We start from the raw sequence: 15,077 nt of genomic DNA, 5'->3' as shown, positions 1-15,077 counted from the left end.
TACATTTTGCGGGTGCAATCGAGTCGATGATGTCACAACCCTCTTCGCAACTGGTTTCCGAGGCTCTCGAACGCGCGAAGATGCACGCGCCTTTCCTCGCGATGCTGGCGGGCCGCGAGCCGCAACTGATCGAGGATTTGGACGCCGCGCTCGCCGATCCGATCGGCTATGCGCGCGACTTGGGCGGCGAGATGCCGGTGGGGCAACGGCTGCGGATCGAGCGGCGGAGGCTGGCGCTGCTGGTCGCGCTGGGGGACCTGGCGGGGGTGTTCGACCTCACGCGCGTGACCGGGCTGCTCACCGATTTCGCCGACGACGCGCTCGACCGCGCGATCCGCGCCGCGATCCTCGAGCGCACGCCCGATGCCGAGCCACAGGGCTTCGCCGCGATCGCGCTGGGCAAGCAGGGGAGCCGCGAGCTCAACTATTCGTCGGACATCGACCCGATCCTGATCTTCGATCCGCAGACGCTGCCGCACCGCCCGCGCGAGGCCGTGGAGGAAGCGGCGGTGCGGATCGGGCGGCGCGTGGTCGAGCTGCTCCAGGCCCGCGACGGCGACGGCTATGTGATGCGCGTCGACCTGCGGCTGCGGCCTTCGCCCGAAGTGACGCCGATCGTGCTGCCGGTCGAGGCGGCGATTTCCTATTATGAATCGCAGGCGCTGCCCTGGGAACGCGCCGCCTTCATTCGCGCGCGCGCCTGCGCGGGCGATCGAGTGCTGGGCGAGGGTTTCCTCGAGGCGATCCGGCCCTTCGTGTGGCGGCGCGCGCTCGACTATGGGACGATCCGCGAGATCCGCGACATCAGTCGCCGCATCCGCGACCATTATTCGCAGGCGCAGGCGTTCGGGCCGGGATACGACCTGAAGCGCGGGCGCGGGGGTATCCGCGAAGTCGAGTTCTTCGCGCAGATCCACCAGCTGATCCACGGCGGCCGCGAGCCGGCGCTGCGCGTGCCGGCGACCCGCGACGCGCTGGCGGCGCTCGCCGAGGCGGGACGGATCGGGGCAGAGGAGGCCGCGGCACTGACCGACGCCTATGTCACCTATCGCACGATCGAGCACCGCCTGCAGATGGTGAACGACCTCCAGACCCACGCGCTGCCCGGCGATGCCGCCGCGCTCGACAATGTCGCGCAGCTCCACGGCCTGGCCGACGGCGCGGCGCTGACCGCGCTGCTCCGCCCGCACGTCGAGCGGGTGGGGAGCATCTATGATTCGCTCGCCGGCGAGGCCGAGCCGGGGCTGCCGTCGGACAGCGACGCGCTTCAGGCGCGGCTCACCGATGCGGGGTTCGAGAATCCCGCGGGCGCCGCGCGGATCGTCGAGGGCTGGCGCGGCGGTTCCTATCCGGCGCTACGCACGCCCCAAGCGCGCGAGGCGCTCGAATCGGTGCTTCCGGTGCTGCTCGAGGCCTTCGCCAAGGCGCCCGACAGCGTGCACGCGATCACGCGCTTCGACGCGATGCTCTCGCGCCTGCCGAGCGCGATCAACTTCTTCCGCCTGCTCGAGGCCAAGCCGGCGCTGACGCAGCTGCTCGGCGCAATCCTGAGCCATGCGCCGACGCTCGCCGACCGGCTCGGCCGCCGGCCGGAGCTGCTCGACGGGCTGATCGACGCGAGCGCCTTCGATCCCGTGGCCGAGGTGCCCGCGCTGGTGCACGAGATGGCGGCGTGCGAGCGCGGCACCGACTATCAGTGGAAGCTCGAGCATGTCCGTCGGCTGGTCGGCGAGAAGCGCTTCGCGCTCGGCGCGCAGATCGTCGCGGGCGCCAGCGATCCGCTCGACGTCTCCGCCGGCTATGCCCGCGTCGCCGAGGCGGCCGCCGACGTGCTCGCTGCTGCCACGGTGGAGGAGTTCGCCCGCATCCACGGCCGCGTGCCGGACAGCGAGCTGGTGATCCTCGCGCTGGGCCGCATGGGCGGGCAGGCGCTCACGCACGCCTCGGATCTCGACCTGGTCTATCTCTTCACCGGCGACTATGCCGCGGAATCGGACGGGCCCAAGCCGCTCGGCGCGGTGACCTATTACAATCGGCTGGCGCAGCGCATCACCGCCGCGCTCTCGGTGCCGACCGCCGCGGGACCGCTCTACGAAGTCGACACGCGCCTCAGGCCCTCGGGCGCGCAGGGCCCGCTCACTGTCTCGCTCGACGCTTTCGCGCGCTACCAGCGCGAGGACGCCTGGACCTGGGAGCATATGGCGCTCACCCGCGCCCGGCCGATCTACGGCTCCGAAGCTGCGCAGACCGCGGTTGCCGCGATCGTCTCCGAAGTGCTGGGCGGCGCGCGGCCCGAGCGCGACATCGCGGCGGATGCGGCGAAGATGCGTGCCGAGATGGCGGCGCACAAGCCGCCCGCCGGGCCGCTCGACGCCAAGCTGCTGGGCGGTGGGCTGGTCGACCTCGAGTTCGCGATCCACACGCTCCAGCTGCGCCACCGAACCGCGTTCGTGCCGCAGCTCGGCGCCGCGATCGACGCGCTGGTGGGCGAGGGGCTGCTCCCCGCCACGATGCGCCCGGCGCACGACTTCCTCTCGCGCCTGCTCGTCACGATGCGCCTCGTCGCGCCCGACGCCCAGCCGCCCGGCGCCGCGACCCAGGCGCTGATCGCGCGCGCCGTCGGGCTTTCCGACTGGGACGAGGTGGTTGCCACGCTGGAGCGGACCCGGCAGGAGGTCAGCGCCTGCTGGGCGGCGGTTCGCGCCGGCGGCTGACGGAGACCGACATGGCTATCGTGGAAGGCGACAAGCTCCCCGCGCTCACGCTCGACGCGCCCGAGGGCGGCGGAATCGCGCTCACCGACTATCTGGGCCAGCCCTTCGTCCTCTATTTCTATCCCAAGGACGACACCGCCGGCTGCACGCGCGAGGCGCAGGATTTCTCCGCGCTGATGCCCGAGTTCACGACCCTCGGCGCGCGCCTGCTCGGCGTCTCGAAGGACACGCCGGCCAAGCACCAGAAGTTCGCCGCCAAATACGACCTGACCGTGCCGCTCGCGAGCGATCCCGAGGGCGTGGCGCTCGAGGCGTTCGGCGCCTGGGTCGAGAAGCAGCTCTACGGCCGGCGCTACATGGGGATCGACCGCTCGACCTTTCTGTTCGACGCCCAGGGCACGCTGGTCCGCGCCTGGCGCAAGGTGCGCGTGCCGGGCCATGCCGAGGCCGTGCTGGCCGCGGTCCGGGAGCTCTCGGGCAAGTGAGCCGGAGCGTCGCCGAGGCAGCGCGCGCGGTGCTCGATGCCGCCGATCCGCGCGCCAAGGTAAAGGCGGCGCGCGCCGCCGCTCGCGACTGGCGGCTGGGCCGGCTCGAGCATCGCTTCGACGTGGCGATGCCCGATCGCCCGGCGCGCCCCGACGCGCCCGAGCTGCTGCCGCCCAACCGCATGCCCAAGCGCGGCAAGGGCGGCTCCGAGCGCGGGCGCATCGCGCTGATCCACGCGCTGGCGCACATCGAATTCGCCGCCATCGACCTGGCCTTCGACGCCGTCGGGCGTTTCGGCGGCCAGTTCGCGCGCGGCTTCACCGATGACTGGATGCAGGTCGGCGCCGACGAGGCGATGCATTTCACGCTGCTCGACCGGCGGCTGCACCAGCTCGGCAGCTTCTACGGCGCGATGCCGGCGCACGACGGATTGTGGGACGCGGCAGCCGCCACGGCACACGACCGGCTGGCCCGATTGGCGGTGGTTCCGATGGTGCTGGAAGCGCGCGGGCTCGACGTCACACCCGCCACGATCGAGCGTTTCGCCGCGGCCGACGACGTGCCCACGGTGCGGATTTTCGAACGGATTCTGAAGGATGAGGTCCGTCATGTCCGGGCAGGGACGGTGTGGTTCGAATCCGCCTGTTCGGAAGATCGAATCGATCCCGCAACGACCTGGCAAGCGCTTGTGCGCACGAATTTTCGGGGCTTGCTGAAGCCTCCGTTCAACGACTCGGCGCGCAACTCTGCCGGTCTGACGCGAGATTATTACGCGCCTCTTGCCGTTTCCTGACAGCTCTGGGCACAAGCTTCCCGTCCAAGCGCGGAGGGGCTGCAGCTGGGACCAGTTGGGTTTAGCAGAAGCGCACACCGGGTCGCAGCTTGGTGGATGCTTCCATGACTTGCCGGGGATTCATGGCTAAGGCATCGAACGTAAAGAATGCGGGACTGGGGGAGCGGTTCCGCGGATTCTTCACCACTCGCGATTTTATTCTCCACGACGGCCGCGACCTTCGTCGCTTCAGCGTCGCAGGGCGCACCCAGGCGCTCTTCGCCGGCGTGGCCGCAATCACCGTCCTCTTTTCGGGCTATGGCGTTGCGCAGGCGATGGTCGGCGCGATCGCGATCAGCGGCGTGACCGCTGCGCCGGGCTCGCCCGAGGCGCAGGTCGCCAAGATGCGCGAGCAGGTCGCCAAGATGCAGGCCGAAGTCGCCGCCGCCAAGGAAGCGGCCAAGCTCCACGCGCTGCGTGTCGAGCAGCGCCAGGCAATGATCTCCGCAGTGCTTTCGGGCCAGGCCGTTCCCTCCCCGGCCGCCGGCGAAGCCCCCGCCGCTGCCCCCCGGACCAGCGCGATCGCCGATGAGATGCTCGCCCCGCTGCGCCAGGTCGAAGCGCGTCAGGTCGCGCTCGCCGGCAAGGCGATCGTCGCAGGCGAGGCCCGTTTCCAGCAGACCGCAGCCCAAGTGCGCCGCCTCGGCCTCGCGCCCGAGCGCTTCGTCACGGTGCAGGGCGGCATGGGCGGCCCCTATGAGCCGGTCGAGGAAGGCGATGCTCCTGCCGCCACCGGTGCCGGCGCCGCTTCGAGCGAGAACGCCGATGCGCAGTTCCGCGCGCTGTTCAACACGTGGAAGAAGCTCGACATGCTCGAGCAGACGGTGATCTCGATCCCGTCGATGCAGCCGGTCGACAAGCTCACCTTCACCTCCAACTTCGGCGTCCGCTCGGATCCGTTCCGCGGCACCGCGGCGATGCACGCCGGCGTCGACATCCCCGGCGCGATGGGCACTCCGATCTACGCGACCGCCGACGGAATCGTCAGCCACGCCGGCCGCCAGGGCGGCTATGGCAATCTGGTCGAGATCAACCACGGCCGCGGCATCGAGACGCGCTACGGCCATCTTTCGAAGATCCTCGTCGCCGACAACACCCGCGTCCGCCGCGGCCAGATGATCGGCCTGATGGGCTCGACCGGCCGTTCGACCGGCAGCCATCTCCACTACGAAGTCCGCGTCGATGGCAAGGCCGTCAATCCGATCCCGTTCCTCCAGTCGGGCGAATATCTCGTCGCCGTGCAGGATCGCGTGACGGGCGGCGTCGGCGGCCCCGCCGGCAAGCGCTGAGCCTCTTTTCGAGGGATAGGAGAGGAGAGGGGTCGCCTGCGGGGCGGCCCCCTTTTCTTTTTGCGCGATCGTATCGGCCCGCAAGCTCGCAAGCTTCGGAGCAATGCGATCCCTCCCCTTGGCGGAGGGGGGGAATCGGTGTCCGTGTCTTTCACGACCGGCGTTGCCTCGTGCCGCACGCGCCACTATCTCGGCGGCATGGCAACGATCACCCAGCCTGAAGTCGCACTGACTCCCGCCGCTGCGGCCCGCGTCGCGGCGATAGCGGCGAAGCAGGGCAAGCCCGCGATCCTGCGCCTCTCGGTCGAGGGCGGCGGCTGCTCGGGCTTCCAGTACAAGTTCGGCATGGCCGAGGACGTCGCCGAGGACGACAGCGTGGTCGAGACCGACGGCGTGCGGCTGGTCGTGGATTCGATCAGCCTCGATCTCGTCCGCGGCGCCCAGGTCGATTTCGTCGACAATCTCGGCGGCGCGCATTTCGCGGTGACCAATCCCAATGCCGCCTCGGGCTGCGGCTGCGGCACCAGCTTCTCGGTCTGAAGCGCTGGCGCTGCGCGGCGGGCGCGGCTAACCAGCGGGGATGAAGATCGTCACCTACAACGTCAACGGCATCAAGGCGCGCATGGAGCGCCTGCTCGAATATCTCGACGAGCAGAAGCCGGATGTGATCTGCCTCCAGGAGCTGAAGGGCGCCGACGAGACGCTGCCGGTCAAGGACATCGAAGCCGCCGGCTATGGCGCGGTGTGGCACGGGCAGAAGGGCTTCAACGGCGTCGCCGTGCTCGCGCGCGGCCAGCAGCCGGTTGAGCGCCAGCGCGGGCTCGCGGGCGATCCCGAGGATGCGCACAGCCGCTACATCGAAGTCGAGATCGGCGACCTGGTCGTCGCCTCGATCTATCTGCCCAACGGCAATCCGCAACCCGGCCCCAAGTTCGACTACAAGCTCAAGTGGATGGATCGGCTCGCCGATCGCGCCCGCGCGCTGCTTGCCGAGGAGCGGCTGGTCGTGCTGGCGGGCGACTATAATGTCATCCCCAACGACGACGACACTTTCTCGGTTCGAGCCATGTCGACCGACGCGCTGATGCAGCCGGAATCGCGGCAGCGCTATCGTTCGCTGCTCGCGCAGGGCTGGACCGATTCGTTGCGCACGCGCTTCCCGCAGGGGGGCGTCTGGACCTTCTGGGACTATCAGGCGGGCTGCTGGCAGCGCGATGCGGGCTTCCGCATCGATCACCTGCTGCTCAGCCCCCAGGCTGCCGACCGCTTCCTCGGCGCCGGCGTCGACAAGGACTATCGCGGCCGTGAAAAGGCCAGCGACCACGCGCCGACCTGGGTCGCCCTGCGCTGATCCGCGGGGCGGGGGAGGTCCCCCGTCCGTTTCCGGACAGGCCAACTGTTCCCTTTCGAACACGGGATCGCGGCAAACGCCAATATTTGGCGTGTATTGCTGGCCTATAGCAGTGCCTCGCGGTGGGCTGTTCGGCTAAGTGATTGATTTTCCGTCCACGGGGCAATTGGCACGGCCTCTGCAATGACTTGGGCACAGGCGGAACGAGGGAGCGCCTGATGTCCAAATAGAGGAGCCAGGGATATGATCAGCACTCGCAACATCGGCCGCATCTCGCGCGCAGCCATCGCTTTCGCCGCCACCGCCACCTTCGTCGCCGCCGCCGTCGGCCCTGCCGCCGCCGCGCCCGATCCCGACACGAGCGCCAAGGCCCCCAAGGCGCAGGAAACGCCCCGGGCGACCGACAAGGACACCCGCTACTGCGTCGTCGACCGGATCACCGGCTCGATCCTCGAGCACAAGGTCTGCAAGACGCGCGATCAGTGGCTCGCGCAGGGCTTCGACCCGCTCGATCCGAAGAAGTGAGGGGAGGGCCCGCGACCGCCTCGGCCGTCGCGGGCCTGCCACCCTAGAGCGGCTTGGCGTAGATCAGATATTCGCGGTTGACGCGGCTTTCGATTGCGTCGGCGATCGCGATCATCCCCTGGTTGTCTTCCAGGATCCAGCCGATCTCGCCGCGGCTCGCGCCATAGTTGGGCACCGCCGCGCGGCGAATATATTCGATCATCATGAAGGCCAGCTGGCTTGCCATGCGCGAGCTCTGCAGCCGCTTGACCACGCCCATCAGCGGCACGCGCATCGTCTTGGCCTTGGGCTTGCGCAGCCACAGCAGCAGCTTGGCCCAGCCGAAGGGGAGGAGCGAGCCCTTGAGCGGCTTGAGCGCCTCGTTGAGGTCGGGCAGCGTCACCATGAACGCCACCGGCTCGCCTTCGAGCTCGGCGATCATGATCAAGTCCTCGAAGACCAGCGGCTTGAGCTTCTTGCCGACATCGTCGATCTCGGGCTGGGTGAGGGGGACGAAGCCCCAATTGTCCGACCATGCGTCGTTGAGGATCGCGAGGATGATCGCGGCCTCCTCGTCGAACTTGGCCTTGTTGACCTTGCGGATGCGGATCTTCGGGTTCTTCTCGCCCGCCGCGACGATGCGCTGGATGAGCGGCGGGAACTGCTGGGTGATGTCGAGCTCATAGGTGAGCAGCTTCTTGGCGGGCGCGTAGCCCAGCGCCTCGATCCAGCCCTGGTAGCGCGCCGGGTGATGCCCCATCAGCACCGTCGGCGGATGGTCGTGCCCCTTCACCAGCAGGCCGGGCTCTTCCCAGATCGAGAGGCTGACCGGGCCGAGGGCCCTGGAGAGCCCCTTGTCGCGCAGCCACCCCTCGGCGGTCGCGATCACTGCCTGGGCGACGGCCTCGTCCTCGGCCTCGAACAGGCCCCAGAAGCCGGTGCCCGGGCCGAAGCCCTGCTCGGGCGGCAGCTCGAGCGCGAGCCGGTCGATATGCGCCGAGATGCGCCCGACCACCTTGCCCTCGCGCTCGGCGAGGAAGAGCTGCGCCTCGGCATGGCTGAACCAGCCGTTCTTCTTGGGGTCGATCGTCCCGGCGACTTCGGCGCGCAGCGGGGCGACCCAGTTGGGATCGTCGCCGTTGAGACGATAGGCGAGCTCGATGAAGGCCTTGGTGTCCGCCTTGGTAGTGACGGGACGCACAGTGATTGCGGGCATTGAGGGCGCCTCTTGCGATTAGGTTGCGTGCAGTCCGGCCAAGCCGGGCTGCTTGTCAAGCGGGAAGCTGGAGTGGCCATGCCGGACCAGTGCCGTAAAGCCACACCCGAGCGCGTGCCTTGGGGGTGCCCCTGTTCGTGCCAACATCTAGCCACTATCTCGGGGCAATGGCCCAGAGCATGAACACGAGTATCGCCTTTGATCTTCGTGAAGCGGCGACGCCCACGGGCGCCACTTCGCGTCCCCGTATCGCCGACGACAAGGCGATGCTCCGCGCTGCGTCCGAAATCGCGCGCGACCTGCACAAGCCCAACCCGACGATCTACTGGGCGGACCTGATCGCCTCGGTGGTGGTCGGCTATGGCGCGCTGGCGCTCGCCATCACGCTCAGCATGCCCGGCGAGGCGCTGCTCGCCGCGGCGGTGGCGGTGCTGGCGCTCTACCGCGCCGGCAGCTTCATCCATGAAGTCAGCCATATGAAGCATTCGTCGCTGCCCGGCTTCCGGCTCGGCTGGAACGCGCTGGTCGGCGTGCCGCTGATGGTGCCGTCGTTCATGTACGAGGGCGTCCACAACCTCCACCACGCGCGCACGCGCTACGGCACGGTCGACGATCCCGAATATCTGCCGCTGGCGCTGATGAAGCCCTGGTCGCTGCCGGTCTTCGTGCTGGTCGCCGCGCTCGCGCCGATCGGCTTGCTGATCCGCTACGGCGTGCTTGCGCCGCTGTCGCTGGTCGTGCCCGGCCTGCGCAAGATCGTGGTCGAGCGCTATTCGGGCCTCGTCATCAATCCGCAGTTCCGCCGCCGCCAGCCCGAGGGCGAGGCGCGCAGCCAGTGGATCGCGCAGGAAGCCGCGACCAGCGTCTGGGTGATCGGCCTGCTCACGCTCGTCGCCACGCGCGTGGTGCCGCTGCGCGCGTTCCTGGTCTACCTCGGCGTGATCGGCGCGATCACGGTCATCAACCAAATCCGCACGCTCGTCGCGCACCTGTGGGAGAATGAGGGCGAGGCGATGACCGTCACCGCCCAGTATCTCGACAGCGTCAACGTGCCGCCGCCGGCGCTGCTGCCCGCGCTCTGGGCGCCCGTCGGCCTGCGCTACCATGCGCTGCACCACCTGCTGCCGAGCGTCCCCTATCACAATCTCGGCAAGGCCCATGCCCGCCTGACCGCGATGGTGGAGCCGGACTCGCCCTATCACAAGGCGAGCTACAAGGGGCTACCGGGCCTCGTCGGCCGGCTCGCACGAAGCACGATGGGGATCCGCTGAGGCGGGTCAGTCCGAAATCATAAAAGGCCGCCTCTCGGGGCGGCCTTTTTTCTGGGCATCTGCGGCGAGCGCTGCTGCCTTTATTAATAGTTGATAAGAGCCTATATCATGGGACGAAGGAGTTCGTCGATGATCAGTGCCGATCTCGGAAATCAGCTGGAGGCTTTCGTATCGCAGCTCGTCGCGACGGGACGCTACAACTCCAAGAGCGAGGTTCTGCGCGAAGGCGTGCGGCTCATTCAGGACCGGGAGACGCGGCTCGCGGCGCTGGACGCCTCGATTGCGCGCGGCATCGCCGATGTGGAGGCGGGCCGTATCAAGCCCGCGTCTGAAGTCTTTGACGGGCTCGAGGCCAAATATCGGGCGATGGCGAACGGCGCCGAATGATCGTCCGCATCACGGCGGAGGCCGAACGCGACGTCGAGGCGATTGGCGACTTCATCGCCCTGGACAATCCTGAGCGGGCGCTCCGCTTCGTGGCGGAATTGCGCGACCTGTGTCTTGGGCTCGCAGATTTTCCCGAGAGATTCCCGCTTGTCCCTCGCTATGAAGCGCAAGGAATCCGCCGACGTCTGCACGGCAATTATCTGATCTTCTATCGTGCGACCGCCGAAGAAGTGACGGTGCTGCACGTCGTGCACGGCGCCCAGGACTATGCGGCGATCCTGGATTAGCGTGCGGCCGTTGGCCTCCTGCTACTCTTCCGTCCGCAGCAGCACCGCCTCACCGATCATGAAGAACAGCAGGAACGGCGCCCAGGCGGCGAGGAAGGGCGGGTAGGCGCCGAGGTTGCCCATCGCGATCGCGAAATTGTCGGCGACGAAATAGAGGAAGCCCAGCGCCATGCCGATCACGGCGCGGACGAACAGCTTGCCCGATCGCGCGACGCCGAACGCCGCGACTGCGCCGAGCAGCGGCATTAGCACCGACGAAAGCGGTCCCGACAGCTTGTGCCACAGCGAGCCTTCGAGCGCCTTGGTCGGGCGGCCGGCCTGGCGCAGGTCGCTGATCACTTCGCGCAGCGCGCCGAAGGAGAGGCCGTCGGCGTTGACCGAGCTCAGCGTGAACTGATCCGGCCGCACGCCGCCGGCGACGCGGACCGTGCCGAGCTTGGTGATCGCGCCGGAGGCCACGTCGAACCGCTCGGCATTCTCCACGCGCCAGCCGTCGCCGTCGCGCACGCCGCGGGTCGCCGTCACCATCGAGCGCAGCGTGCGTCCCGAGCGCTCATAGACAGTGATGCCGAAGAGCTGGATCGCGTCGCCGCGTCCGCGCACCTGCTGGACCTGGATCAGATGGTCGCCGTCGCGCACCCAAACGTTCGACCGGTCGCCCCGGTCGATCGGCAGCGGGCCGTAATCGACCTTCTTCCACTGCTCGAGCGTGGAGGTGGCGCGCGTGACGACGCGCTCGTTGAACGCGAAGGAGATCGCCGCCACGCCCAGCGCCGCGATGATCAGCGGCGCCAGCACCTGGTGCGCCGAAAGCCCCGAGGCCTTCATCGCGATCACTTCGCTGTTCTGATTCAACTGAGAGAGCGCGAGGATTGTCCCCAGCAGCACCGAGAAGGGCAGGAAGCGCGCGACGATCTCCGGCGCGCGCAGCCCGACATAGCGCCACACCTCGGCCTCGCCATTGCCCGGGTGCGCGAGGATGCGGCCGGATTCGCTCAGCAGGTCGAGTGCCTGGAGCACCAGCACCAGCGCCGCCAATATGGCGAAGGTGCGCACCAGGAACATCTTGCCCATGTAGAGCGACATGGTCCGCGACGGGAAGAAGCCGGCCAGGTTCACGCCTGGGCCTCCTTCCGGCGGCGGCCGGGGAAGCGGCGCACGATCGCCTTCCACGCCTTGGCGAAGACGCGCTCCAGCGCACCGATCGGCTGCCCGCCGGGCACATAGGCGACGGTGTGGTACATCCACAGCACCAGCCCAGCGAAGATCGCGAAGGGCACCCACAGCGCGATGATCGGATCGATCCGCCCCAGGCTGCCGATCGCCTGCGCATACTCGTTCACCTTGTGATAGGTGACGATCATCACGATCGACAGGAACACGCCCAGCGCCGAAGTCGATCGCTTGGGCGGGATGCCCAGCGCCGCGGCGAGCATCGGCAGCAGGAACATCGAGACGACCTCCGCCAGCCGGAAGTGGAAGGCCGCGCGGCTGGTGTGGCGCTGCTCGTCTGTCACTGCGGCGCTCTTGCCGATGATCGCCAACTCGGGAAGCGTGAGCTCGAGGTTCTTGTCGCCGCGCCGGCGGAACTGCTCGTACTTGGGCAGCGGGATCGGCAGGCTGTGCGTGGTGAAGGTCAGCACGCGCGGCACGTTCGACGATTTGTCGCGATGGATCAGCGTGCCGTTGGTCAGGCGGAAGATGATCGTGTCGGGATCGTCCGATCGCAGGAACTGGCCGGTCTCCGCCGTCACCGCCAGCGGATTGCCGTCAGCGGTGATCATCTGCACGAAGATGCCCGAGAGCTGGCGCCCTTCGTCCTTGCTGTCCTCGATCCGCAGCGTCATCCGCGGCCCGAAGCTGGTGAACTCGCCGACCTTGATCGAGGCGCCGAGCGCGCCGGAGCGCAGCTCGAAGCGCAACTGCTCGTAATTGTAGCGCGCCCAGGGCTGGACGAAGCCGACGATCGACAGGTTCAGGATCGCGAGCGCGATCGCGTACATGTATGGCACTTTGAGCAGCCGCGTGTAGCTCAGCCCCACGGCGCGCATCACGTCGAGCTCGGACGAAGTCGCCAGCCGGCGGAAGGCGAGCAGCACGCCCAGCATCAGCCCAATCGGAATGCCCAGCCCCAGATATTCGGGAAGCAGGTTGGCGAGCATCCGCCACACCACGCTCACCGGTCCGCCCTCGGTCGCGACGAAGTCGAACAGACGCAGCATGCGATCGAGCACGAGCAGCATCGCGGAGATGAGCAGCGTCGAGATCAGCGGAACCGCGATCAGCCGCGCCATGTAGCGATCGAGCGAATTCATGGGGCTGCTACGGTTGCCTTGCTCTGGTCTCGCCGGCACCTGGGCGCCGTCTGGTCCTAAAGCCAAGCCTATAGCCCCGGTTCCGGCGCTTGCCAGCACGAAAGTGGCGCCTCGGCTCGCCGCGGGGTGACGTGGGCGCGTCTTTCTCTATATGGCGGACGCATGCATTTTCTGGATCAGGCGAAAATTTTCGTGCGTTCGGGCGCCGGCGGCCCGGGCGCGGTGAGCTTCCGGCGCGAGAAGTTCATCGAATATGGCGGCCCCGACGGCGGTAACGGCGGCAAGGGCGGCGACATCATCTTCGAGGCGGTGGCCGGCCTCAATACGCTCATCGACTTCCGCTACACCCAGCATTTCCGCGCGGCCCGCGGACATGGCGGCTCGGGCTCGAACCGCACCGGCGCGGGCGGCGACGACCTGGTGATCAAGGTGCCCGTGGGCACCCAGATCCTCGCCGATGACGAGGAGCGCACGCTGCTCGCGGACCTGACCAAGGTCGGCGAGCGCATCGTCTTCCTGCGCGGGGGCGACGGCGGGCGCGGCAACGCCAGCTACAAGACCTCGACCAACCGCGCGCCGCGCCAGCACGGTACCGGCTGGCCCTATGAGGAAGCCTGGGTGTGGCTGCGGCTCAAGCTGCTCGCCGATGCCGGGCTAGTGGGGCTGCCCAACGCCGGCAAGTCGACCTTCATCAACCAGGTGACCAACGCCCAGGCCAAGGTCGGGGCCTATGCCTTCACTACGACGCGGCCCCAGCTCGGCGTGGTGCGCCACAAGCAGCGCGAGTTCGTCGTCGCCGACATACCCGGCCTGATCGAAGGCGCCGCCGACGGCGCGGGCATCGGCGACCGCTTCCTCGGCCATATCGAGCGCTGCCGCGTGCTGCTCCATCTGGTCGACGCCAATGACGAGGACGTGGCCGAAAGCTATCGCATCGTCCGCGAGGAGCTCGAAGCCTATGGCGGCGGGCTGGTCGACAAGCCGGTGGTGGTCGCGCTCAACAAGATCGACACGCTCGACGACGAGCTGATCGAGGCGCTCTCGGCCGAGCTCGAGGAAGCCAGCGGAGCGAAGGTGATCCCGATGTCGGGCGCCAGCGGTGTCGGCGTCGACTGGGTGCTCGACCAGCTTCTCGAAGCGATCGGCCCCGCGCCCGCCACGCTCGAAGTGCCTGCCGACGACCAGGGGGAGGATCCCGTCGAATGGTCGCCGATCTAAGCGGCGCCCTCGCCCCTTCGTCTTGCCCCCGCCTCGTCGTGAAGGTGGGCTCGGCGCTGCTCGTCGCGCCGGACGGGCGCGTGCGGCGCGAATGGCTCGCGGGGCTGGTCGAGGACCTGGCCGAGCGCGCCCGCGCGGGGCAGCAGCTCGTCATCGTCTCCTCGGGCGCGATCGCGCTTGGCGCGCGACGGCTGGGGCTCCCCAAGGGCGGCCGCGCCAGCCTCGAGGATGCGCAGGCGGCTGCCGCCACCGGCCAGATCGCGCTTTCGGGCACATGGGCCGAGCTGCTCCACGCGCAGGGGCTCACCGCCGCGCAGATGCTCGTCACGCTCGACGATCTCGAGGACCGGCGCCGCTATCTCAACGTCTCGGCGACGCTCGATCGGCTGCTCAAGCTGGGCGTCGTGCCGGTCATCAACGAGAACGACAGCGTCGCGACCGAGGAGATCCGCTTCGGCGACAACGACCGGCTCGCCGCGCGCGTCGGCGGTGCGGCGGGGGCAGACGGGGTGATCCTGCTCTCGGACGTCGATGGGCTCTACACCGCCAATCCGACGACCAATCCCGACGCGAAGCTGATCCCGCTGGTCAAGCGGATCGCCGATGTCGCGGGGATGGCCGACGCCAATTCGGCATCGGGCATGGGATCGGGGGGCATGGTCTCCAAGGTCGAGGCGGCGCGGATCGCGACCAGCGCGGGCGCGCATCTCGGCATCGCCACCGGCCGCGTCGAGCATCCGCTGCGCGCGCTGGAGCAGGGCGGGGGGACGCTGTTCCTCGCCCAGAAGAGTGCGCCGGCGCGGAAAGCCTGGCTGCGCGGCGGGCTCACCGCCAAGGGCGAGATCCACATCGATGCCGGCGCCGCCGAGGCGCTGCGCGGCGGGCGCAGCCTGCTCTCCGCGGGCGCGACGCGCGTCGAGGGCCGCTTCGCGCGCGGTGACCTGGTCGTGGTGGTCGGCCCCGACGGCCGCCAGCTCGCCCGCGGCCTCGCCGAGTACGCCAGCGAGGAAGCCGCCCGCATCGTCGGCCGCCGCAGCGACGAGCTGCCCGAGCTGCTCGGCTACGCACCGCGCGCGGCGCTGGTCCACCGCAGCCACATGGCGCTATTGTGACAGCGTGATGAGGCTCACGCACAGGCGCGAAGGCGCGAAGGGAAACTGGTTCACGCAAAGGCGCAAAGGCGCAAAGGCGCCCGGACTTGCGCGAA

At 68.7% G+C, this 15,077-nt stretch carries 15 protein-coding genes; 12 read left to right on the top strand and 3 right to left on the bottom strand.

All coding sequences use genetic code 11. The annotated features are described in order from the left end of the window. Positions 1–26: 26 nt before the first annotated feature. The 7 genes from J7500_RS06335 to J7500_RS06305 all read left to right on the top strand — a co-directional run bounded on the left by J7500_RS06335 (position 27) and on the right by J7500_RS06305 (position 7,197). Complete coding sequence (locus J7500_RS06335; RefSeq protein ID WP_294060765.1) at positions 27–2,714, top strand: bifunctional [glutamine synthetase] adenylyltransferase/[glutamine synthetase]-adenylyl-L-tyrosine phosphorylase; 2,688 nt, start codon at positions 27–29, stop codon at positions 2,712–2,714. A gap of 11 nt (positions 2,715–2,725) precedes the next feature. Next, positions 2,726–3,199 carry a peroxiredoxin gene (locus tag J7500_RS06330; protein WP_294060763.1) on the top strand — a complete coding sequence of 158 codons (474 nt, stop codon included), beginning with the start codon at positions 2,726–2,728 and terminating at the stop codon, positions 3,197–3,199. Continuing rightward, positions 3,196–3,993, top strand: a complete 798-nt coding sequence (locus tag J7500_RS06325) for a ferritin-like domain-containing protein (protein ID WP_294060761.1) — start codon at positions 3,196–3,198, stop codon at positions 3,991–3,993. The genes J7500_RS06330 and J7500_RS06325 overlap by 4 nt, the downstream gene beginning before the upstream one ends. Before the next feature lie 122 nt (positions 3,994–4,115). Beyond that, entirely contained in the window at positions 4,116–5,321 is a 1,206-nt protein-coding gene (locus J7500_RS06320) for a M23 family metallopeptidase (protein WP_294060760.1), read from the top strand. A 198-nt stretch (positions 5,322–5,519) separates the two neighbouring features. Then, a complete protein-coding gene (gene erpA / locus J7500_RS06315; protein ID WP_294061117.1) occupies positions 5,520–5,861 on the top strand; it encodes an iron-sulfur cluster insertion protein ErpA in 342 nt (113 codons plus the stop codon). Between the two features lie 40 nt (positions 5,862–5,901). Continuing rightward, a complete protein-coding gene (xth, locus tag J7500_RS06310; RefSeq protein ID WP_294060759.1) occupies positions 5,902–6,672 on the top strand; it encodes an exodeoxyribonuclease III in 771 nt (256 codons plus the stop codon). Positions 6,673–6,915: 243 nt separating this feature from the next. Beyond that, positions 6,916–7,197, top strand: a complete 282-nt coding sequence (locus J7500_RS06305) for a hypothetical protein (RefSeq protein WP_294060758.1) — start codon at positions 6,916–6,918, stop codon at positions 7,195–7,197. A 43-nt stretch (positions 7,198–7,240) separates the two neighbouring features. Here J7500_RS06305 and J7500_RS06300 read toward each other — a convergent pair whose 3' ends face one another. Then, complete coding sequence (locus tag J7500_RS06300; protein WP_294060757.1) at positions 7,241–8,392, bottom strand: N-acetyltransferase; 1,152 nt, start codon at positions 8,390–8,392, stop codon at positions 7,241–7,243. Between the two features lie 179 nt (positions 8,393–8,571). Between J7500_RS06300 and J7500_RS06295 the strand changes: the two genes are divergently transcribed. The 3 genes from J7500_RS06295 (at position 8,572) to J7500_RS06285 (ending at position 10,337) form a co-directional block, all read left to right on the top strand. After that, the gene (locus J7500_RS06295) at positions 8,572–9,663 is read left to right on the top strand and encodes a fatty acid desaturase (protein WP_294060756.1); all 1,092 of its coding nucleotides are present in this window, start codon (positions 8,572–8,574) and stop codon (positions 9,661–9,663) included. A 129-nt stretch (positions 9,664–9,792) separates the two neighbouring features. After that, positions 9,793–10,050: a type II toxin-antitoxin system ParD family antitoxin gene (locus J7500_RS06290; protein ID WP_294060755.1), complete on the top strand. Its 258-nt coding sequence runs from the start codon at positions 9,793–9,795 to the stop codon at positions 10,048–10,050. Next, positions 10,047–10,337, top strand: a complete 291-nt coding sequence (locus J7500_RS06285) for a type II toxin-antitoxin system RelE/ParE family toxin (RefSeq protein WP_294060754.1) — start codon at positions 10,047–10,049, stop codon at positions 10,335–10,337. The genes J7500_RS06290 and J7500_RS06285 overlap by 4 nt, the downstream gene beginning before the upstream one ends. Before the next feature lie 21 nt (positions 10,338–10,358). On the opposite strand, the gene lptG is transcribed toward J7500_RS06285, so the two are convergent. Both lptG and lptF read right to left on the bottom strand, forming a co-directional pair. Then, on the bottom strand, positions 10,359–11,423 hold the full coding sequence (gene lptG / locus J7500_RS06280; protein WP_367112972.1) for an LPS export ABC transporter permease LptG: 1,065 nt from the start codon (positions 11,421–11,423) through the stop codon (positions 10,359–10,361). Between the two features lie 29 nt (positions 11,424–11,452). Then, positions 11,453–12,652 (bottom strand): LPS export ABC transporter permease LptF, encoded by a 1,200-nt coding sequence (gene lptF, locus J7500_RS06275; RefSeq protein WP_294060752.1) that lies wholly within the window; start codon positions 12,650–12,652, stop codon positions 11,453–11,455. A 162-nt stretch (positions 12,653–12,814) separates the two neighbouring features. Between lptF and obgE the strand changes: the two genes are divergently transcribed. Then, a complete protein-coding gene (gene obgE, locus J7500_RS06270) occupies positions 12,815–13,870 on the top strand; it encodes a GTPase ObgE (protein ID WP_294060751.1) in 1,056 nt (351 codons plus the stop codon). After that, positions 13,855–14,982, top strand: a complete 1,128-nt coding sequence (gene proB, locus J7500_RS06265; protein WP_294060749.1) for a glutamate 5-kinase — start codon at positions 13,855–13,857, stop codon at positions 14,980–14,982. The genes obgE and proB overlap by 16 nt, the downstream gene beginning before the upstream one ends. The last annotated feature ends 95 nt before the right edge of the window (positions 14,983–15,077 follow it).

Source organism: Sphingomonas sp. (assembly GCF_017744835.1).
In the GTDB taxonomy this organism is placed as follows: Bacteria; Pseudomonadota; Alphaproteobacteria; order Sphingomonadales; family Sphingomonadaceae; genus Sphingomonas.
The sequence above is the reverse complement of the archived record's forward strand: the minus strand, read 5'-3'. Positions and strand labels throughout refer to the sequence as shown.